Below are 21,278 nucleotides of genomic sequence, written 5' to 3' on the forward strand. Positions count from 1 at the left end.
GGTCTCTGAGAAGCGCTTGTTCGTCGTTCCAAGGAGCAGAATCAAAAACCTCCGGCAGGGCATTGCCGGAGGTTTGGGAGGCTTAGCACGAAGCTAAGAGCCATCATTCATATGTTGGCCGCTGCTTATATATTTTAGTAAGTCAGCTAAGTAAATGAATTCGATCGCAGATGAATCGCATGGCTAATCTTCGTTTAGCGCGTAGACCGCAAGGTCGGTCTCTCATCTTTGGCAAAAACCCCGGCAGTTTCCTGCCGGGGTTCTTATTTGCATCGTGATCAGATCAACCGGCCTTACCAGTTGCGCTGAGCGCGAAGGAGCAGCATCACAGTATCCTGATCCTTCAGCTCGTAGGTCGCGAGCGGCTTGGCGATCGCGGTCGAGGACGTGGTGACCACGCCCGCGAACTTCTGATCGAGGTGGGAGTAGGTCACGTCGGCCGAGAAGGTCAGGTTCTTGACCGGGGTCCACCGGGTGATCACACCGATCTGCGCCAGGTTGTAGTCCGGGTTGCAGGTGGTCACGCCAGCGCCGAACGCGGTGCGGAACGAGCCGCCCACGCCACCAACGCCGCAGATATAGGACTTAGCCGTGTCGTTGTACATGACCGCGGCATAAGCACCGTAGAGGCTGGTGTTCCAGTAAGGATCCCAGTTGTGGGTGTACGCACCGCGCATACCCCAGGTCTTGATGGTCTGCTGCTGACCGCCGGCAATGAACACCGTGTCAGGAGCGGTGCCGAAGCCGACGCTGCCGTAGACGCCGGGCAGGTTCGAACCGCCGTAGATGGCGATCGCGCCCGCCTGGCTGGCGAGATCCTGGATGTTGTAACGGGTCGCACCATCCGTATACACGCCCTGGATGTTGATCACGTCGCCAGGTCCGGTCGGGATGTTCTTGATCGACAGAGCCAGCGCACCAGCCCAGCCCCACTTGTCATCCGGATGACCGCTCACCTCGGTGCCGCTGTAGTAGGCCGCGTGGTTGTCATGCGCCGCGAACGACGCCTGGAACAGACCCCAAGCCTGGTCGACCTTGAGCGACGCGATCAGGTCCGGCGCAATCGTGCCGGCCAAGTCGTTGGCACCGAACGCACCGCCAGCGCTGATGTTGTTCACGCCAGCCTGCGAGTACTGCACCTGATCCTGAGCCGACAGAGACAGCGATACGCCATTGCCGAACTGCGCGGTGTAGGTGAACTGATTCACACCGGTGGTGGTGTTGGCACCGCCGACGAGACCGTCGAAGTTGTTGCCCGGATAACCGGTCCAAGGAGCAGCGAACTGCGAGACCGCCTTACCGATGGTGAAGCCGGCGAACTGGATGAAGGCGTAGTAGACGCCGAGCGAACCAGCAGCGACGAGGCCCGAGCTCGAGTTGCCCGCGCCGGGGGACGTGCCGATCGGGGCGTAAACGGTTGCGCCGTTGCCGAGCCCGGCATAGGTGTCCGAGGTCCAGGTGAACACCGCGTCGAAATAGGTGCGGACCACGCCGTACTCGGTCGCGGTACGCGTATCGATGTTCAGGTCTTCACGCGAACGCCAGGTGTAGCCGTTCGTGAAGCGGTTGTTGGCACCGTTGGCGCCGTTGTAGTTCGGGCCGGCGACGGAGTTCGTGTTCGCCAGAACGTCGGCGCGCAGATAGCCGCCCAGCTTGATGCAGGTGTCGGTGCCCGGGATGTAGTAGAAGCCGGGGCCGTACAGGGAGCAGACCTTCACGTACTCGACCGCCTTGGCCTTGACGGGAAGATCAGCCGCCTGAGCGCCGCCGACTGCGACGAGGGCAGCCGCCGAGCCCAGGATAAGGCTCTTCACCAATTTCATATTAACCTCCAAGTTGCTCATATGCGGAGAGTCCGGGCCGCGAGCGCCCCGAGATCCCCCGCATGTCGCAAAACCATTCAGCGCGTTCACGCCTCCAGATGAATTCCCCAGGAGAGGGTGAACATGAGTGATCGAACGAAACGGGACGATCGAGATTCCCCTACCGCCGAGGATCAATATGCCCGCGCCGAACTGCCAATCAAAATGGTTTATAAAATCAGCTATACGAATGAGGTCACACTGTGGCTCAACGGCAACGCCCTCCACACCCCGTTGCCTTCAAATGACAATTTGTCGCACCGAAAGAATCTTGAGTGTCGCAGAAGTATCACAAATCATTCAAGGTCACTTGCGCCGCGCCCGCCTAGCATGAACAATCCTGGCTGCCCACAAGGGCCACAAGAATCAAAGCAGCGAAAAGCTGTGCCGGGCACGAGGAAGGGGAAGCTGTGTCAGCGACAAGGACGGATGCGACGCGTCAACGCGCCATAGAAAATCTCGACATCATCAAACGCTTCACCCTCGAGATCTCCTCCATCAACTCCCACCTCGAAGAGGTCCGCCAGCTCTGGGGGAAGACGCTTGGCATCACCGGCCCACAATGGATGATCCTGATGGCGGTCTCGGACCTCGACAAGAATGAGGGTGTGCCGGTTAACGTGGTGTCGAAACTGCTCCGCGTCGATCCTTCCTTCGTGACCCCCCAGTCGAAGATGCTGGAGCAGAAAGGGCTGCTGCGCCGCGCGCCCTCGCCATCGGATGCCCGGGTGGTCCGGCTGTCGCTGACCGACAAGACCAAGAAACACCTGGCAAGCCTCACCGAGCAATACGACACGTTCAGGGAATTGGTCTTCGACGAATTCAGCGAAAAGGAGCTCGCGGAGTTCTCAGCCAAGCTCGCCACGCTCAACAGCCGCCTCGAAAAGGCGTGCATGAGGGTCGCGCTGACCTACGATTTTTAAGGCTGTGTCCTGGCATCCTGCCAACCTCAAGCGAAATTGTGCCAATCTCCCACGACGGCGACGCAAGCCTTAATGGAAAATGTTTCGGATCAATCAACTAGAGACTCCGCGCGTCGTTTTCTCTGAAAAACAAGGTCAAATCCTGCACTCGCAATTCCCGGTCATGATTCTGTCATTCGAATTGGCGCAGTCACGACAAGTTGTCGCAGGGGCGAGCCTGCTGCTGATTTCGACTGCTTTGAGCGGATAGAATAATCGCGTTGCGGTTGCAGGCGGGTGAGATGGGCGAACATCTGTCGGTCAGCACGGGCGAGCTGGACGGCTTCGAGGGGCTTCATCAGGCGGTCAAAGGCTCGCATGTCGATGTCATGCAGCTCGAGCGCGGCAAGCTGCGGGGCACCTTGTCCCATGTCGGGATCGGCGATTTCTCGCTGAGCATCGGCACCTTCAACGTCGGTATCCGCACGCAGCGCATCGCAACCGACGACAAGCTGATCATTGGAATGCTGCTCGGCGCCAAGAGCCGCGTCACGCATTGGGCGTTCGACATGCGGCCGGCAGACGTGCTCGTGATCCCGCCGGCCTGCGAGCACGACGGGGTTTTCCAGAGCGCCTCGTCCTATGCCGCGATCCGCTTCGACCTGGGCGAACTGCCCGCGGTGTTCGGCGGGGAGCCGCGGCTCAGCGATGCCGAAACCTGGCGGGAGAAGAACCACTATCGCGCGAACAATGCGATCGGCATGGTCGCAGCGGACAGGCTGCCGCAAATCGTCTCGCATCTCGCGCGGCATCCCGGCGCGCTGACCAGTTCGTCGGCGGAATTCTGGAAGCGCGTGATCGTCGACTGCTTGACCGCAACGATCGTGACCTCGCTCCCGCCGGATGATTTCGGCCACCTGCCGTCGGCGATGAAACTGGTTCGGGATGTCGAAGACTATCTGCAACAGGCCGGAATTCGTCCGGTCCACGTCTCGGAGATCTGTTCGGTGCTTCGCCTGTCGCGGCGCAGCCTGCATCGCGCTTTCCACGAGGTGTTCGGCATTGGGCCGGTGACGTTCCTGCGTCACAAACGGCTCTGCGCGATTCACTCCATCCTGCGCGATAGCGGTCCGAGAGACACCACGGTCACGGATGTCGCACTTCGGCAAGGCTTCTCCGAACTCGGCCGCTTCTCGCAATATTACCGCGCGATGTTCGGTGAGTATCCCTCGCAGACCCTCGGTTACGCCGCTTAGAGATGCCGCGCGGAAGGCATGAAGACCTCGTCATTCTCCGACCGGCGGTTTCCTCGCCGCCCGGCGACTTTCTCTGTGACACCGTCCGGGCCTCCGGCGCGTAGGTCCGGGTGCCCGCTTGTCGACGGCCCGGGGAATCGGCACCCGCGCGGCAGCGAGCCACCTCAGAGCCGCTGGGTGTGTCGCTGTGCTCGGCATCGGCTCCCAGTCAAGCCGATTTCTTGAGCATTCTCAGTATGATAGATCTTGGCTGGGGCGGGAGGGATCGAACCTCCGAATGGCGGAATCAAAATCCGCTGCCTTACCGCTTGGCTACGCCCCAACAACGCGCCGATCGAGGGCAACGCCGGTCTATAGAGTGAGCGCGGCCATTTCAACAGGGCGCCGACCGAAATCACGCGAAAGCCGTGGGACGATGGCGCTCTCATCATATTAATGGGGCGATATTAGTGGGGCGTCGCGACGGCCCGAAACCGGCCGGCTTCAGAGAGTTGAGAGGCGGCGGGTTTCATGGGAAGACAAACCCCAGACGCCTCGCCTGGAGCAACGCCATGACCTACCGTGCCCCAATCAACGACATTCTGCTGTCCCTCAATCACGGTGCGGGGCTCGCGGCCGCCGTGAAGGCCGGCCACTATGGTGATTTCGACGGCGACATCACCGCCGCCGTGCTGGAGGAGGCTGGTAAGTTCGCCTCCGACGTGTTGGCCCCGCTCAACCGCGTCGGCGACGAGCACGGCATCAAGCTCGACAACGGCAAGGTGACGACCGCGCCCGGCTGGCCCGACGCGTATCAGCGCTGGACAGCCGCGGGCTGGAACGCGGTGTCGGGACCGGAAGCCTTCGGCGGCCAGGGCCTGCCGCTCGCGATCAACGCCGCCTGCACCGAGATCTGGAGCGCGTCGAACATCGCCTTCGGCCTTTGCCCGCTGCTGACGCTGTCCGCGATCGAGGCCCTCGATGCCCATGGCAGCGAGGAGCTGAAAAGTATCTATCTGGCGAAAATGATCAGCGGTGAATGGACCGGCACGATGCAGCTCACCGAGCCCAACGCCGGCTCCGATGTCGGCGCGCTGCGCACCCGCGCCGAGCGGGCAGCAGACGGCACCTACCGCATCAAGGGCACCAAGATCTTCATCACCTATGGCGAGCACGACATGACCGACAACATCGTGCATTTCGTGCTCGCGCGCTTGCCCGACGCACCCGCGGGCACCAAGGGAATCTCGCTGTTCCTGGTGCCCAAATTCCCGGTCAACGCCGACGGCTCGCTGGGCGAGCGTAACGACATCTACGCCTCCGGCGTCGAGCACAAGCTCGGCATCCACGCTTCGCCAACCTGCACCATGACCATGGGCGACAAGGGCGGCGCGATCGGCTACCTGATCGGCGAGGAGCACCAGGGCATGCGCTGCATGTTCACGATGATGAACCAGGCACGGCTCGGCGTCGGCCTCGAGGGCGTCGGCATCGCCGATCGCGCCTACCAGCAGGCGCTGGCCTACGCGCAGGAGCGCCGTCAGGGCAAAGCCGTCGGCCGCAAGGGCGACGGGATGGATCCGATCATCGTGCATCCCGACATCAAGCGCATGCTGATGCAGATGCGCAGCATGACGGCCGCCGCCCGCTCGATCTGCTACGCCACTGCGGTCGCGCTCGACATTGCCGTGCGCGCCAAGGACGCCAAGGTGCGCGCTGACGCCGCCGCGCGCGGCGCGCTGCTGACGCCGATTGCGAAGGCGTTCTCCACCGACATCGGCAACGAGGTCGCCTATCTCGGCGTCCAGATTCATGGCGGCATGGGCTTCATCGAGGAGACCGGCGCCGCGCAGCACTATCGCGACGCCCGCATCACCTCGATCTACGAGGGCACCAACGGCATCCAGTCGATCGACCTCGTCACCCGCAAGCTCGGCGCCAATGGTGGCGCCTCGGTATGGGCGCTGCTCGATGAGCTTGCCGCTGTGATCAAGCAGGTCGAGGCCTCCAACGATCCGGCGTTCGGCACGACGGGAGCCAAGCTGCGCAACGCGCATGCCGCACTCGGGCGCACCAGCAAATGGCTGCTCGAACGGCTCGCGACCGCGCCGAACGACGCGCTCGCCGGCGCCACACCCTATCTCCGGCTGTTCGGCGCCACCCTTGGCGGCTGCATGCTGGCCGGCGAAGCTCTGGCGGCGAAGTCCAACGCCGAAGCCGAGCCGCAGCGCTACATCGCGCTGGCACGCTTCTTCGCCGAGAACATCGCCGTGCAGGCGCCGTCGCTGGAGCGGACGGTGACCGACGGTGCGGACGCCGTGAACGCTGCTGACGCGGTGCTGGCGGGATAGGCGATCGTCTCCGTTCGTCGTCCCGGCCGAGTGCGCCGTTGGGCACGGGGGCCGGATCCATTACCACCGGACCCGCTGATGGACGGGATCGGGGCGCCGAGCGTCGTGCAACAAATGAACATTCGGGGTAATGGGTCCCGGCCCCCGTGCGCAACTGCGCACTCGGCCGGGACGACGGTGGGGATAGTTCTCGCGCGACGTCCCCGGCCGTCATTGCGAGGAGCCAACGGGTCGAGCGAGCGCGCGCCCGATGACGAGCTCAGCGAAGCAACCCATCGCTCCGCCGTCATCCCCCGCGCATACGGGGATCCAGTACGCTGCGGCCTCTCGGATCAATCACTGCGGCCTCTGGAATACTGGCCCGCCCGCCTTCGCGGGCGACGACAGTTGTGATGAGGACACCGCATCGCGTTCTCGCGACAGGATTTGTCAGAGCTTTGCACTTCGTTTCGCCTCTCTTGAACAAGGGCGCAGGGATGGCGGGGGCTGCGACGGCAACGCGCGCGTTTTTCGCTGCCATGCATGCTAAAAACCGTTGGCGTGACCCCGATCCGGTGAGGACCGACATGCCGGCCGATCTTGTTCAGACCTATCGCGCCTTCGCTTACAACAACGCGTGGGCCAACCACCGCCTTCTCACTGCGTGCGCTTCGCTCAGTCAGGCCGAGTTTGCCGCCGAGCGGACGGGCTTCTTCCCGAGCCTGCAGCGGACGCTGAACCACATCTACGTCATCGATCTCTTCTACGTCGACGCGCTGGAGGGCGGCTGGCTCGGGCCAAAGGCCTGGGCGAGCGAAGTCCCCTACGCGTCGGTCGCGGAGCTCAAGCCGGCGCAGCGCGCGATCGATCAGCGCCTGATTGCCGTCTGCGATGCGTTGACGCCGGGCCGGCTAAGCGATGTCGTCCGGATCAATCGCGACACCACGATCCAGATCGAGCGGCGCGACCGTCTGCTGATGCATCTCTTTCAGCACGCGATCCATCATCGCGGCCAGGCCCACGCCATGCTCTCCGCAACGAGCGTCGTGCCGCCGCAACTCGACGAGTTCTTTGCCGCCGGCGAAGCGCCGCTCAGGGCAAGAGAGTTCGCCGAACTGGGGTGGACCGAAGCTGTCGTGTGGGGCGGGTGACCGCAGCCGAGGCGAGCTGCCTACCAACTCAGGTAGGTGAAGACGGCGGTGGCAATCACCAGGGGCGAAAGGCCGAACGTCATGACAATCCAGAACTCGCGCTCCAACAATGCTTCCATATTGCGCCTCCCACTACCCGACGCCTACGCCTACTGGAAAGACAGCATGGTGCTGGCGTCGTCGGGTTCCGGCTACAACCCAAGTGAATCGCCGGAACGATTTTGGCGAATTCGGTCTGATTGGTTTGTCGCTGCGTGCGGAACCGACCTGGCGAGCTTCCGCGAATGGCGGCTGCGGATCGGGAACCAGGGTGATTGGAACCGAGGCCCTGTTTGGCAGCTTGATTGCCTCGCGGTGGCCGCGCCACCGCTTACGCAGCCTCCGGCAGTCCTCCGAGCAGCTTGTCGAGCGTGATCGGATAGTCGCGCACGCGCACGCCGGTCGCGTTGTAGACCGCGTTGGCCACCGCAGCCGCCACGCCGCAGATGCCGAGCTCGGCGACGCCCTTGGCTTTCATCGGCGACGATATCGGGTCGGTCTCATCGAGGAAGATCATGTCGAGATGCGGGATGTCGGCATGGACGGGCACCTCATAGGCGGCGAGGTCGTGATTGACGAACAGGCCGTGACGCTTGTCGACCACCAGGTCCTCCATCAGCGCCGCACCGACGCCCATGGTCATCGCGCCGATCACCTGGCTGCGCGCAGCCGTCGGATTTAGGATGCGGCCTGCGCCGCATACCGCGAGCATCCGCCGCACACGCACCTCCGCCGTATCGGCATCGACACCGACCTCGACGAAGTGCGCGCCGAAGGTCGACTGCTGATAGGTCTTGGCGAGGTCGCCGTACTCGATGGCATCCTCCGCCGAGATGCCGCCGTTGCCGGCAGCCTGCGCCAGCGGCACGCTGCGATTGCCGGCGCGAACCACACCGTCCGCGAAGACCGCCTCGGCGGAGTTGAAGCCGAGTTTCTGCGCGATGCTGTCGCGCAGCTTGACGCAGGCGGCATAGACGCCGGCGGTGGAGTTGTTGCCGCCCCACTGCCCGCCCGAGCCGCATGACACCGGAAAATCGGAGTCGCCGAGCCGAACCACCACTTGGTCTAGGGGCACGCCCATCATCTCGGCCGCGGTCTGCCCGATGATGGTGTAGGAGCCTGTGCCGATATCGGTCATGTCGGTCTCAACCGTCACCTTGCCGTCCTGGTCGACGCGCACGCGCGCCGCAGACTTGGTGAGGAGATTGTTGCGGAAGGCTGCGGCAACGCCGATGCCGACCAGCCAGCGTCCGTCGCGAACCTTCGCGGGTTGCGGGTCGCGCCGGCTCCAGCCGAACCGCGCAGCCCCCTCGCGCAGGCATTTGACGAGCTGGCGTTGCGAGAACGGCCGCTCCGGATGCTCAGGATCGACCTGGGTATCGTTCTTGATGCGCAGCTCGATCGGATCCATGCCGAGCTTCTCGGCGAGCTCGTCAATCGCGATCTCGAGCGCCATCATGCCCGAGGCCTCTCCGGGAGCCCGCATCGCGTTGCCCTCGGGCAGGTCGAGCTCGGCGAGCCGCATCGCGCTCATCCGGTTGGCGCCGGCATAGAGCAGCCGCGTCTGATTGACCGCCACCTCCGGCTCGCCGTCCTTCACGTTGCCGGACCAGCTCTCATGTCCGACCGCGGTGATTGTGCCGTCGCGTTCGGCCCCGAAGCGGATGCGCTGGATCGTCGCCGGCCGGTGCGTGGTATTGTTGAACATCAGCGGACGTTGCAGCGTCACCTTGACGGGACGGCCCGCGGCGCGGGCCCCGAGCGCGGCGAGCAGCACGTCGGCGCGCAGGAACAATTTGCCGCCGAAGCCGCCGCCGATATAGGGCGAGATCAGCCGGACATTTTCCTTGGGAATGCCGAGCGTCTTCGCCATGTCGGTCGCACCCCAGGCGATCATCTGGTTGGAGGTCCAGACCGTCAGCTTGTCGCCCTCCCACTTGGCGATCGAGGCGTGCGGCTCCATCATCGCATGCCCCTGATCGGGGGTGGTGTAGGTCGCGTCGAGCTGGACTGGGGCGGCGGCGAACGCCGCCGCAAAATCGCCGACCGCAGTGTCGGCCGGGCCGCCGATCTTGGGATCGGGAATGAAGGCCCTGTCCCGCGACGCTGCAAGGTCGAAGCGGCCGTCGCCCGGCGCGTAATCAACCCGGACCAGTTGCGCTGCGGACCGCGCCTGCTCGAAGGTCTCGGCGACGACCACGGCGACAGCTTGATGGTAGTGCGCGATCTCAGGGCCGCCGAGCAGCGGCGCTGCGTTGCGCTCGCCCTTGTCGAGCTTTCCAGCGTTCTCCGCGGTAACGATGGCAAGCACGCCTGGCGCCGACTCGGCGGCGGCGACATCGATCGCCTTGATCCGTCCCTTGCCGATCGCCGATCCAACCACATAGCCATAGGCCGGATTGGTCACGACGTCGTGCCGTTCATAGGCGTAGGGTGCGGTGCCCGTCGTCTTCAACGGTCCCTCGATCCGGCTGGTCGGATGGCCGACGACCTTGAGCTGATCGATCGGATTGAAGGTGGCTGGATGTTCGAAACGCATGCTCTAACCCTTTATCTAGGCCTCGATACCAGGTCTTGTTCTAGGCCTTGGCCTCGCGCAGCACCGCCGACAGCGTTCGCTCGGCGAGCGGCAGCTTGAATGCGTTGTCCTGTGTCGGCTTCGCGTCGGCGAGCAGCCGGGCGGTGACGGCCTTGGCGCCATGCGGCAGTTCCGCCTCCGCCGCTTCGACGCGCCATGGCTTGTGCGCGACGCCGCCGAGCGCAACGCGGCCCGAGCCGTCGGGCTGCACGATCACCGCGACCGAGACCAGCGCGAAGGCATAGGAGGCGCGGTCGCGAACCTTGCGATAGGCCTGCGCGCCGCCGACCGGCTTTGGCAGCACCACGGCGGTGATCAACTCGCCCGGCTCAAGCGTGGTCTCGATCTCGGGATGGTCGCCCGGGAGCCGGTGCAATTCGGCGATCGGGATCATCCGTGCGGTGCCGTCCGGCCGCACCGTCTCCACCATCGCGTCGAGCGCACGCATCGCCACCGCCATGTCGCTCGGATGGGTCGCGATGCACGCATCGCTGCTGCCGACCACTGCGTGCTGTCGGCTGAAGCCGCCGATTGCGGCGCAGCCGCTGCCGGGCTTGCGTTTGTTGCACGGCAGATTGGTGTCGTAGAAGTACGGACAGCGCGTCCGCTGCAGGAGATTGCCGGCGGTGGTCGCCCTGTTGCGCAACTGGCCGGAGGCGCCAGCCAGCAGCGCGCGCGCCAGCACGGCATAGTCGCGGCGCACCCGCGCGTCTGCCGCGAGGTCGGTGTTGCGGACCAGCGCGCCGATGCGCAGGCCGCCGTCCGGCGTCGGTTCGATCCGATCCAGCGCCAGACCGTTGACGTCGATCAGGTGCGCCGGCGTCTCGATCTCGAGCTTCATCAGGTCGAGCAGATTGGTGCCGCCGGCAATGAATTTCGCATTCGCAGTCTGCGCAGCGGCCGCGGCGGCCGCGCCCGGCGACGCTGCGCGCTCATAGCTGAAGGTTCTCATGCGCTCCTCCCGGCGACCTCAGTGATCGCCTCGGCGATGTTGGAATAGGCGCCGCAGCGGCAGATGTTGCCGCTCATGCGCTCGCGAAGCTCGGCATTGTTCAGTCGCATCGGCGCATTGAGATCACCGGTCACATGGCTCGGGATACCGGCCCGGATCTCGTCGAGCACGGCGACCGCCGAGCAGATTTGCCCGGGCGTGCAATAGCCGCACTGGTAGCCGTCATGCTTGACGAACGCCGCCTGCATCGGATGCAGATGCTCCGGTGAGCCCAGCCCCTCGATCGTAGTGATCTCATCGCCCTGATGCATCACGGCGAGCGTCAGGCAGGAATTGATGCGTCGGCCGTCGACGATGACGGTACAGGCGCCGCACTGGCCGTGATCACAGCCCTTCTTGGTGCCCGTCAAATGCAGGTGCTCGCGCAAGGCATCGAGCAGCGTGGTCCTGGTGTCGAGCTCGAGCTGATGGGTTTCGCCGTTCACGTCAAGGGACACTCTCGTCATCACGGGCGCTCCGGTCGGGGTTGTTGGGTTGGTCGCCGCCGTGGACGCGCGCGTTGCGACGGACGACGCGGCAAGCGAAGCGGCTCCGACAATCAACAGATGGCGTCGGGATAGTTCCAAATAGCCGGAAATCTGCATTCGGCTCTCCTGAGGCATTTGGCACACCTGGCACACCCTTTGAGAATGGCTCCTGCTCGTGCCGCTCGTTCTTCCGGTGCCCAGCCGCGATCGAGGCCGGAACCGGCAACAGGACTGACATCCGAACATGTCTGCGGGCCGCATGGTGTGAATGCGATCGGCTGCGGAATGTTTCTCGCAAGCCGCCGAAACAAAACCGCAGGCGATGTGACCATTGCAGGGCAGACCAGGCGCGGAGCTCCGTGACAAAGCATCGCGCGGGCCGGTGCATCATTCGCATGCGCGTCGAAAGGGAAAAGCAGCACGAAACCCTTTGGGCCTGCAGAAGATCATGTAGGATGACGACGGGCACGAACTGGCCGCCCGCCGACCGCAGGACCGTCTGATATGACCGCGCATGTGATCGTGACCGATGAAGCCGCCACACGTGTGATCCGGCTGCGCCGGCCTGAGAAGAAGAACGCGATCACGCATGAGATGTTTCGTGCGATGCGCGAAGCGATCGACACGGCGCAGAACGATCCGAAGATCCGCTGCCTGATCGTCACCGGCGGCTCCGGCGTATTCACCGCCGGCAACGACATCGAAGACTTGCTCGAGCAGAGCACATCCGGCCAGCCATCGCCTGCCTCCGATTTGGTCAAGTTCCTTTACTCGCTGGCCCACAACGTCAAGCCGATCATCGCGGCGGTCGACGGGGCTGCGATGGGCATCGGCACCACGATGCTGTTCCACTGCGACTACGTGCTCGCCAGCACGACTGCGCTGTTCTCGACCCCGTTCTCCAGTTTCGGCCTGGTGCCGGAGGGTGCCTCGAGCCTGCTGATGCCGCGCAGCATGGGTCACCAGCGCGCGTTCGCGATGCTTGTAATGGGACGCACCATGACGGCCGATGACGGCCGCGATGCCGGGTTCGTCAACACGGTGGTGGCGCCGGGCCATGCCGAGGTCGAGGCGCGCAAGGTGGCGCGGGAGATCTGTGCGCTGCCGCCCGATGCAGTCGCAATCTCCCGCCGGCTGCTCCGGCTGCCGCCCGAGGACGTCACTCGCCGGATCGACCAGGAGAATCATGTGTTCGCCGAGCGCATGCGCTCCCAGGAAGCGATCACCGCTTTCAAGACGTTCATGGCGCGCACGAAGGGTTGAACATTCGCGTCGCAAAAATGTCGTGGCGCGGCGTCATGATGCCGTGTTCCATGGACAGGTCATGAAACGCCCCCGCCGTTCGCTCCTCGCCGCCGCCATCTGCTCACTCGCCGCCTTCGCGGCCGGTCCCGCACCGGCGCAGACCGCGGCGCCGGTGGATTTGCGCATTCTCGCGATCAACGATTTCCACGGCTATTTGCGGCCGCCGCCGGGCGGCATCCGCATCACCGATCCCGCCGACAAGACAAAGAAGATCATGGTGCCCGCCGGCGGCGCCGAGCGGATGGCAACCGCCGTCAAGCAGCTCCGCGAGGGGCACAAGAACAACATCTTCGTCGCAGCCGGTGACCTGATCGGCGCCAGCCCGTTCCTGTCGGCGATGTTTCACGATGAGCCGACCATCGAATCGCTGTCGATGATGGGGCTCGCGATCTCCTCGGTCGGCAATCACGAGTTCGACGAGGGCAAGGACGAGCTGCTGCGGATGCAAAACGGCGGCTGCCATCCGGTCGACCAATGCCAGGGGCCGCATCGCTTCCTAGGGGCCAAATTCCACTATCTGGCCGCCAGCACGCTCGACAAGACCACCGGCAAGACGGTGTTTCCGCCTTACGAGATCCGGGAGTTCGACGGCGTCCCGGTTGCCTTCATCGGGTTGACGCTGAAGAACACGCCGAACCTGGTGTCGCCAGCCGGCGTTGCGACCCTCGAATTCCGCGACGAGGCCGAAACCGTCAACGCGCTGGTCCCCGAGTTGAAGGCGAAGGGCGTCGAGGCGATCGTGGTCTTGATCCACGAAGGCGGCTTCCCGACCGGCGACTACAATGAATGCCCGGGCATCTCCGGTCCGATCGTCGATATCGTCAAGAAGTTCGATCGCGCCGTGGATGTCGTGATCTCAGGTCATACCCATCAGGCCTATGTCTGCGCGATCGACGGACGTCTCGTCACCTCCGGTGACAAATACGGCACGCTGGTCACCGCGATCGACCTTCAGCTCGATCCGAAGTCCCATGACGTGATCAGCGCCAAAGCCGACAACACCATCGTCCGCCTCAACGGGTTCGAGCGCGATCCCGAGCAGAGCGCGCTGCTCGAAGCCTACGACCGGCTGGCCGCGCCGATCGCCAACCGCGCCGCAGGCGGGGTGACGGAGACGCTGTCGCGCACGCCGAACGAGGCCGGCGAAAGCCCGCTCGGCGATATCGTTGCCGACGCGCAGCTCCTGGCGACCAGCGCGGAGCCGAATGGCGGCGCGGTGATCGCCTTCACCAATCCCGGCGGCGTGCGCACCGACATCACCAGGCGCGAGGACGGCGCGGTGTCCTATGCCGACATCTTCGCCAGCCAGCCGTTCCGCAACCAGCTCGTGACGATGACGCTGACCGGCAGCCAGCTCAAGGACGCGCTGGAGCAGCAATGGGCCGACCCGAAACGGCCGCGTCCGCTGCAGGTCTCCAAGGGCTTTTCCTATGCATGGGATGCCACCAAGCCCGACGGCGAGCGCATTGTCGCCGCGCGGATGTCACTCGATGGCAAGCCGATCGACCCGGCCACCAGCTATCGCGTGACCGTGAACAATTATCTCGCCGAGGGCGGCGACGGTTTCACTGTGTTCAAAAGCGGAACAGCGCGGCAGTTCGGGGTCTACGACGTCGACGCGCTCTATGCCTATTTCAAGGCCAACAGCCCGGTGGGACCGGCGGCGGGCCATCGTATCGAGAAGATCAACTGAGCGAGGCGCACGGAACACCGTGCATGCCGTCATTGCGCCCGATAACAGGCTCCGCGAAGCAATCCATGCTTTCGCGCGCGGTGACAATGGGATTGCTTGGCTTGCGCTCGCAACGACGCGGAAAGAGCTGAACTCTGTCCGCGCAACCGCTCCTGGGGAGAATGAGGGCGGATCGACGGAGCCGGGGCTTTCCGGAGCGACGGTAAGGGCCTACATTGGCTTTTCCTCGCACGCGCATCGGTAGCGCCGGGAATTTGCATGACACTGCTTCTGACGCATTCCGCTTGCCTCAACCATCTGACCCCACCTGGACATCCCGAACGTCCCGACCGGCTGCGCGCGGTCGACGAGGTGCTGGCCGAGGACCGCTTCAAGGCGCTGGTGCGCGATCAGGCGCCGGAAGGCGACCTGGATTCCGTGCTGCTCTGTCATGGCGAGCACTATGTCGGCGAGTTGCGCCACGTCGCGCCGACCTCGGGCATGATCTATCTCGACGGCGACACATCGATGTCACCGGGCACCTGGGAAGCGGTGATGCGCGGTGTCGGCGGCGCGCTCGCCGCAACCGATGCGGTAATGAAGGGCCAGCATCGCAATGCCTTCGTCGCGGTGCGGCCGCCCGGCCATCACGCCGAGAAATCGACGCCGATGGGCTTCTGCTTCTTCGACAATGCCGCGATCGCCGCGCGCCACGCGCAACGCAAGCACGGCATCGTACGCGCCGCGGTGGTCGATTTCGACGTTCATCATGGCAACGGCACGCAGGACATCTTCTGGGCCGATCCGACGGTGATGTATTGCTCGACGCACCAGATGCCGCTGTTTCCTGGCACAGGCGCGATGGGCGAGCGCGGCGAGCACGACACCATCGTCAATGCGCCGCTGGCGCCGGAAGACGGCAGCGCCAGGTTCCGCGCCGCGTTCGAGAACCTGATCCTGCCGCGGCTGCAGCAGTTCTCTCCGGAACTCATCATCATCTCGGCCGGCTTCGACGCGCATCATCGCGATCCGCTGGCGTCGATCAATCTGAAGGTCGACGATTTCGGCTGGGTGACGCGCAAGCTAATGGACATCGCCGACAAGAGCGCCGGTGGCCGTGTGGTGTCGGTGCTGGAAGGCGGCTACGATCTGCAGGGATTGAAAGAGTCGGTGGCTTCCCACGTCAGCGCATTGATGGACGCTTGAATCCTCGCCACAATAAGCTCGCAAAAATTCGATTGATTCTGCGGCGGGACGAGCATGGTCCCGAACGGCGGGAACCGGTTTTCGCTCGCGACAGGCGTATAGCGTTTGCGCGGAGATCATGCTCAAACACGTCTGTGCAACCGGGAACACGAGATGGCCGAAAACACTCAAGCCGACGTCAAGAAGCTGTCGTTCGAACGCGCGATCGAGGAACTGGAATCGATCGTCAAGCGGCTCGAGGACGGCAAGGTCCCGCTCGAGGAATCGGTCGCGATCTATGAACGCGGCGAGGCGCTGAAGCGCCGTTGCGAGGAATTGCTGCGCCAGGCCGAAGCCCGCGTCGACAAGATCACCACCGACGCCTCGGGTCAGCCGACCGGTACCGAGCCACTCGACGTGCAGTAGCGCCGCGCGCGGCGGTCGCGACAAGCCGGCCGCTTAGCGCGATCGCGCCAACTGGCAATTGTTGCTGCGCATGTCTGCGTCCGGGGGATGGCGATCGCCACCGCCGGCGCTTTCGCGTGCACATTCTCCGCCCGCCTGATCGGCTGATCCCGAGCGGCCGGCTTGCCGCCAAATGATCACAATGGAACGCAGCGGCTCTGCCAACCATTGATCGACCATTGAAAAATCTAGCTTTTTTGGCGTGAGGCATGGGAACCCAGCGTGCCGAGCGGCTTGGCTTTGGCCACAACTTTGGTGTAATGCTTCCAGTTCTATGGGCATTTGAGGGTCGCGGGCAGCCAGATTCTTCCGGCGGCAAGCACCTCAAATGGTTCGATAAAACTGAACCGGGACGGGTGAAGAGCGACCAAAGTGATGCTTATCACGTGGTTCAATCCGGAGTGCATCTAGGCTTTCAAACCAGGCACCGGCGCCGCCGGGGCGGCACCCAGTGTCTGTCATTCACTGCGCGGAATGCGCGCAACCCTTCTCGCGCGGGGCCGTTGTCCCGGCATGCAAAATTGGAATATGGCTGTGACCACATTTAGTAAGACGCCGCTTCTTGACACCATTCGCACGCCCGAAGACCTGCGCAAGCTGAAGATCGAGCAGGTGCGGCAGGTCGCCGACGAGCTGCGCCAGGAAACCATCGACGCCGTGTCGGTGACCGGCGGGCATTTCGGCGCCGGCCTCGGCGTGGTCGAGCTGACCACCGCCATCCACTACATCTTCGACACGCCGCGCGATCGCCTGATCTGGGACGTCGGCCACCAGGCCTATCCGCACAAGATCCTGACCGGACGGCGCGACCGCATCCGCACGCTGCGCACCGGCGGCGGCCTGTCCGGCTTCACCAAGCGGACCGAGAGCGATTACGACCCGTTCGGCGCCGCGCACTCCTCGACCTCGATCTCGGCCGGTCTCGGCATGGCGGTGGCGCGCGACCTCTCCGGCGGCAACAACAACGTCATCGCCGTGATCGGCGACGGTGCGATGTCGGCCGGCATGGCCTATGAAGCCATGAACAACGCCGGCGCGATGAACTCCCGCCTGATCGTGATCCTCAACGACAACGACATGTCGATCGCGCCGCCGGTCGGTGCGATGAGCGCCTATCTGTCGCGGCTCTATTCCGGCAAGACCTACCGCACGCTGCGCGAGGCGGCCAAGCAGATCAACAAGCGTCTGCCGAAGATCCTCGCCAACCGCGCCAACCGCGTCGAGGAATATTCCCGCGGCTTCATGATGGACGGCGGCACGCTGTTCGAGGAACTCGGCTTCTACTATGTCGGCCCGATCGACGGTCACAACCTCGATCACCTGTTGCCCGTGCTGAAGAACGTCCGCGACATGGAAACCGGGCCGATCCTGGTTCACGTCGTGACCCAGAAGGGCAAGGGCTATGGCCCGGCCGAGGCATCCGCCGACAAATATCACGCCGTGGTCAAGTTCGACGTCGCTACCGGCACCCAGGCCAAGGCCAAGCCGAATGCGCCGGCCTACCAGAACGTGTTCGGCCAGAGCCTGGTCAAGGAAGCCGAGAAGGACGACAAGATCGTCGCGATCACCGCGGCGATGCCCTCCGGCACCGGCGTCGATATCTTCAACAAGGCGTTCCCCGACCGTACCTTCGACGTCGGCATCGCCGAGCAGCACGCCGTGACCTTCGCCGCCGGTCTCGCCACTGAAGGCTACAAGCCATTCTGCGCGATCTATTCGACCTTCCTGCAGCGCGGCTATGACCAGGTGGTCCACGACGTCGCGATCCAGAGCCTGCCGGTCCGGTTCGCGATCGACCGCGCCGGTCTGGTCGGCGCCGACGGCGCGACCCACGCCGGCTCGTTCGACAATGCCTATCTCGGCTGTCTTCCGAACTTCGTCATCATGGCCGCGTCCGACGAGGCGGAACTGGTTCACATGGTGGCGACGCAGGTCGCGATCGACGATCGCCCGAGCGCGCTGCGCTATCCGCGCGGCGAAGGCCGCGGCGTCGAGATGCCGGAAGTCGGCGTCCCGCTGCCGATCGGCAAGGGCCGCATCATCCGCGAGGGCAAGAAGGTCGCCCTGCTCTCGTTCGGCACCCGTCTCGCCGAATGCGAGAAGGCCGCCGACGAGCTCGCCGCCCACGGCCTTTCGGCGACCATCGCCGATGCGCGCTTCATGAAGCCGCTCGACGAGGACATGATCCTGAAGCTCGCGCGCGAGCATGAGATCCTAATCACCATCGAGGAAGGCTCGATCGGCGGTTTCGGCTCGCATGTGGTGCAATTGCTGACCGACCACGGCATGCTCGACAGCGGCATGTTGAAGTTCCGCTCGATGGTCTTGCCCGACGTGTTCCTCGACCACGACACGCCGGCGGCGATGTATGCCCGCGCCGGGCTCGACGCCAAGAGCATCGTTGCCAAGGTGTTCGACACTCTTGGCAAGGATTTCAAGTCCGAGACGGTGAAGCTCGCATAGTCCCGGGCGGCGCTTTGGCGCCGGCAAATCCATGATCATCTATCTGGCAGGTCCTGACGTGTTCCTGCCGGATGCCGTGGAGATCGGCCGCCGCAAGGCGGAGATTTGCGCGCTGCATGGACACACCGGGCTCTATCCGCTCGACAATGCGGCGAGCCATGCGGCCACCAGCGCGTCGCTTACCATTTTCAAAAGCAACGAAGCGATGATGGAGTCCGCCGACGCCATCATCGCCAACTTGACGCCGTTTCGCGGCCCAAGTGCCGACGCAGGCACTGTCTACGAACTCGGCTACATGGCGGGACGCGGCAAGCTGTGCCTCGCCTACTCGAACGATCCCGCCTCCTACGCCAATCGCGTGGCGCGGCTGCAGCAGGTCGCGGAGGCGACCGACGGACGCCTGATCGATGCGGAGGGGCTCACGGTGGAAGAATTTGGATTGCCCGACAATCTGATGATGATACACGCGCTCGATCTGCACGGCAGTCCGTTGGTGACACCAAGCGAAGCGCCGCAGGATATCTGGCACGATCTCGCTTCGTTCGAGGCCTGCGTGCGGCTCGCCGGCCCGCGCGCGCAACGCTTTCCGGGCTTCACCAATTGACCGGGAGCGGCGACAGCCATGGGCCGGCCGGCAAGCGCGTCGATGTGCTGCTGGTCGAGCGCGGCCTGTTCGAAAGCCGGGCGCGGGCGCGCGCGGCGATCGACGCCGGCCTGGTCACGGCCGGCGGCAAGCACGTCGCCAAGGCCTCCGAGATCGTGGCGCCCGACGCCGAATTGTCCGCCGAGCCCGCGCACCCTTACGTCTCGCGCGGCGGCGTCAAGCTCGCCGGCGCGCTGGAGCACTATCCGATCGACGTCGAGGGCCATGTCTGCCTCGACGTCGGCGCCTCGACCGGCGGTTTCACCGAGGTGCTGCTCGCCAACGGCGCGAGCCTCGTGTTTGCCGTCGACGTCGGCCGCGGCCAGCTACACCCCTCGCTGCAGGGACATCCGAAGATCGTCTCGATGGAAGAGACCGATATCAGAAGCTTCGAAGGCAAGCGCCTGCCGGCACGGCCGGACATCGTCGTGATCGATGTCAGCTTCATCTCGCTCAAAGCGGTGCTGCCGGTGGCGCTGGCGCTCGCCGCTGCGCCGATGCATCTGCTGGCGCTGATCAAGCCGCAGTTCGAGGCTGCGCGCAAACACTCCAAGCGCGGCATCATTCGCAATGCGATGGTGCACCAGGAAATCTGCGACGACATCGCCGCTTTCGCCGCCTCGCTCGGCTGCACCGACATCCAGGTGTTCCCGTCCTCGATCAAGGGCGGCGACGGCAATATCGAGTTCTTTCTCGGCGCGCGGCGTGGCTGAGCTGCTCACCATCGACCATGTCGGCCACCGCGGCGACGGCGTCGCGATCGAGGGCGCACAGTCGATTTATGTGCCCTACGCACTGGCCGGCGAGATCGTCGAGGTCGCCGAGGTCCCCGGTCGCCATCCCGACCGGCGGCAACTGGTGCGGGTCGCGCGCGCCAGCCCGGAGCGCATCGCGCCGTTCTGTCCGCATTTCGGCGTCTGCGGCGGCTGCGCGATCCAGCACTGGGATGATGAAGGCTACCACGCGTGGAAGCGCAACATCGTCGTCGAGACATTGGCGCAGGCGAAGATTGCGGCCGAGGTCGCGCCGCTGGTTGACGCCCACGGCGTCGGACGCCGCCGTGCGACGCTCCATGCCCGCATGGTCGCCCACGAGATCCTCAAGGTGGGCTTCGCCGCGATGGGCTCGCACGAGATCATCCCGATCGATCGCTGTCCGATTCTCGATCCGGCGCTCGACGGCGCGCTCGAGGCGGCCTGGGCCATCGCCGAACCGCTGACGGAAATCGGCAAGCCGCTCGACATCCAGGTGACCGCGACGCTCAACGGCCTCGACATCGACGTGCGCGGCTCCGGCGCGCTGCCGACCAACATGATCACCGCCTTGTCGCGCGTCGCGGAGAAACACCGGCTGGCGCGGCTGACGCGGCACGGCGAACTGGTGCTGATGCGCGGCTCACCGGAGGTCGCGATCGGAAAGGCGAAGGTCGTGCTGCCGCCGGGCGCGTTCCTGCAGGCGACCGGCAAGGGTGAGGAGACGCTCGCCGCGCTGGTCATCGAGCGTTGCGGACGCGCAAAACACATTGCTGATCTGTTTTGCGGCGTCGGCCCGTTCGCGCTCCGCCTGGCGGAGCGGGCGCGCGTCGCGGCGCTCGACAGCGATGCCGGCGGCATCGCAGCGCTGCAAAAGGCCGCGAAGTCGACGCCGGGGCTCAAGCCGCTCAAGGCCGAGGCGCGCGATCTGTTTCGCCGCCCGCTGGTGTCGCAAGAGCTGCGCGACTTCGATGCTGTCGTGTTCGATCCGCCGCGGCAGGGCGCACAGGCGCAGGCTACGCAGCTTGCGGCGAGCAAGGTGCCTGTGGTCGTCGCGGTGTCCTGCAACGCCGCCACCTTCGCGCGCGATGCAAAGATCCTGATCGAGGGCGGCTACAGAATCGAAGGCGTCACGCCCGTCGACCAGTTCCGCCACAGCTCGCATGTCGAGCTGGTGGCGCGGTTGGTGCGCTGAAGCCGTGTGACTGATGTCGCCG

16 protein-coding genes and 1 tRNA gene are annotated in these 21,278 nt (G+C 64.6%); 12 read left to right on the forward strand and 5 right to left on the reverse strand.

Going from position 1 to position 21,278, the window contains the following annotated elements:
• Positions 1 to 293 precede the first annotated feature (293 nt).
• Positions 294 to 1,823, reverse strand: a complete 1,530-nt coding sequence (locus P6U30_RS26555; RefSeq protein WP_407165818.1) for a porin — start codon at positions 1,821 to 1,823, stop codon at positions 294 to 296.
• 449 nt (positions 1,824 to 2,272) lie between these two features.
• Between P6U30_RS26555 and P6U30_RS26560 the strand changes: the two genes are divergently transcribed.
• Both P6U30_RS26560 and P6U30_RS26565 read left to right on the forward strand, forming a co-directional pair.
• Entirely contained in the window at positions 2,273 to 2,785 is a 513-nt protein-coding gene (locus P6U30_RS26560) for a MarR family winged helix-turn-helix transcriptional regulator (protein ID WP_407165819.1), read from the forward strand.
• Positions 2,786 to 3,066: 281 nt separating this feature from the next.
• Positions 3,067 to 4,020, forward strand: coding sequence for a helix-turn-helix domain-containing protein (locus P6U30_RS26565; RefSeq protein ID WP_407165820.1), 954 nt, complete (start codon positions 3,067 to 3,069; stop codon positions 4,018 to 4,020).
• Between the two features lie 247 nt (positions 4,021 to 4,267).
• Here the strand turns inward: P6U30_RS26565 and P6U30_RS26570 are convergent.
• Positions 4,268 to 4,342: transfer RNA gene (locus tag P6U30_RS26570), tRNA-Gln, on the reverse strand.
• A gap of 229 nt (positions 4,343 to 4,571) precedes the next feature.
• Between P6U30_RS26570 and P6U30_RS26575 the strand changes: the two genes are divergently transcribed.
• Both P6U30_RS26575 and P6U30_RS26580 read left to right on the forward strand, forming a co-directional pair.
• A complete protein-coding gene (locus P6U30_RS26575) occupies positions 4,572 to 6,350 on the forward strand; it encodes an acyl-CoA dehydrogenase (protein WP_407165821.1) in 1,779 nt (592 codons plus the stop codon).
• A gap of 566 nt (positions 6,351 to 6,916) precedes the next feature.
• On the forward strand, positions 6,917 to 7,480 hold the full coding sequence (locus tag P6U30_RS26580; protein ID WP_407165822.1) for a DinB family protein: 564 nt from the start codon (positions 6,917 to 6,919) through the stop codon (positions 7,478 to 7,480).
• Between the two features lie 370 nt (positions 7,481 to 7,850).
• Here P6U30_RS26580 and paoC read toward each other — a convergent pair whose 3' ends face one another.
• Genes paoC through paoA form a run of 3 tightly spaced genes read right to left on the reverse strand, consistent with a single transcriptional unit; the run spans position 7,851 to position 11,693 of the window.
• Positions 7,851 to 10,058, reverse strand: coding sequence for an aldehyde oxidoreductase molybdenum-binding subunit PaoC (paoC, locus tag P6U30_RS26585; RefSeq protein ID WP_407165823.1), 2,208 nt, complete (start codon positions 10,056 to 10,058; stop codon positions 7,851 to 7,853).
• 40 nt (positions 10,059 to 10,098) lie between these two features.
• A complete protein-coding gene (locus tag P6U30_RS26590; RefSeq protein WP_407165824.1) occupies positions 10,099 to 11,049 on the reverse strand; it encodes an FAD binding domain-containing protein in 951 nt (316 codons plus the stop codon).
• Entirely contained in the window at positions 11,046 to 11,693 is a 648-nt protein-coding gene (paoA, locus tag P6U30_RS26595; RefSeq protein ID WP_407165825.1) for an aldehyde dehydrogenase iron-sulfur subunit PaoA, read from the reverse strand. The genes P6U30_RS26590 and paoA overlap by 4 nt, the downstream gene beginning before the upstream one ends.
• Before the next feature lie 387 nt (positions 11,694 to 12,080).
• On the opposite strand from paoA, the gene P6U30_RS26600 reads away from it, so the two are divergent.
• The 8 genes from P6U30_RS26600 to P6U30_RS26635 all read left to right on the forward strand — a co-directional run bounded on the left by P6U30_RS26600 (position 12,081) and on the right by P6U30_RS26635 (position 21,256).
• Positions 12,081 to 12,839, forward strand: coding sequence for a crotonase/enoyl-CoA hydratase family protein (locus tag P6U30_RS26600; RefSeq protein WP_407165826.1), 759 nt, complete (start codon positions 12,081 to 12,083; stop codon positions 12,837 to 12,839).
• A gap of 61 nt (positions 12,840 to 12,900) precedes the next feature.
• Positions 12,901 to 14,574 carry a bifunctional metallophosphatase/5'-nucleotidase gene (locus P6U30_RS26605; protein ID WP_407165827.1) on the forward strand — a complete coding sequence of 558 codons (1,674 nt, stop codon included), beginning with the start codon at positions 12,901 to 12,903 and terminating at the stop codon, positions 14,572 to 14,574.
• 258 nt (positions 14,575 to 14,832) lie between these two features.
• Positions 14,833 to 15,759, forward strand: a complete 927-nt coding sequence (locus P6U30_RS26610; protein WP_407165828.1) for a histone deacetylase family protein — start codon at positions 14,833 to 14,835, stop codon at positions 15,757 to 15,759.
• A 153-nt stretch (positions 15,760 to 15,912) separates the two neighbouring features.
• A complete protein-coding gene (locus P6U30_RS26615) occupies positions 15,913 to 16,164 on the forward strand; it encodes an exodeoxyribonuclease VII small subunit (protein WP_028334494.1) in 252 nt (83 codons plus the stop codon).
• 567 nt (positions 16,165 to 16,731) lie between these two features.
• Entirely contained in the window at positions 16,732 to 18,666 is a 1,935-nt protein-coding gene (gene dxs, locus P6U30_RS26620; protein WP_407165829.1) for a 1-deoxy-D-xylulose-5-phosphate synthase, read from the forward strand.
• Positions 18,667 to 18,697: 31 nt separating this feature from the next.
• On the forward strand, positions 18,698 to 19,270 hold the full coding sequence (locus P6U30_RS26625; RefSeq protein ID WP_407165830.1) for a nucleoside 2-deoxyribosyltransferase: 573 nt from the start codon (positions 18,698 to 18,700) through the stop codon (positions 19,268 to 19,270).
• Positions 19,267 to 20,022, forward strand: a complete 756-nt coding sequence (locus tag P6U30_RS26630) for a TlyA family RNA methyltransferase (protein WP_407165831.1) — start codon at positions 19,267 to 19,269, stop codon at positions 20,020 to 20,022. The genes P6U30_RS26625 and P6U30_RS26630 overlap by 4 nt, the downstream gene beginning before the upstream one ends.
• Complete coding sequence (locus P6U30_RS26635) at positions 20,015 to 21,256, forward strand: class I SAM-dependent RNA methyltransferase (RefSeq protein WP_407165832.1); 1,242 nt, start codon at positions 20,015 to 20,017, stop codon at positions 21,254 to 21,256. The genes P6U30_RS26630 and P6U30_RS26635 overlap by 8 nt, the downstream gene beginning before the upstream one ends.
• Positions 21,257 to 21,278 lie beyond the last annotated feature (22 nt).

Source organism: Bradyrhizobium sp. ORS 111, from assembly GCF_045571485.1.
In the GTDB taxonomy this organism is placed as follows: domain Bacteria; phylum Pseudomonadota; class Alphaproteobacteria; order Rhizobiales; family Xanthobacteraceae; genus Bradyrhizobium.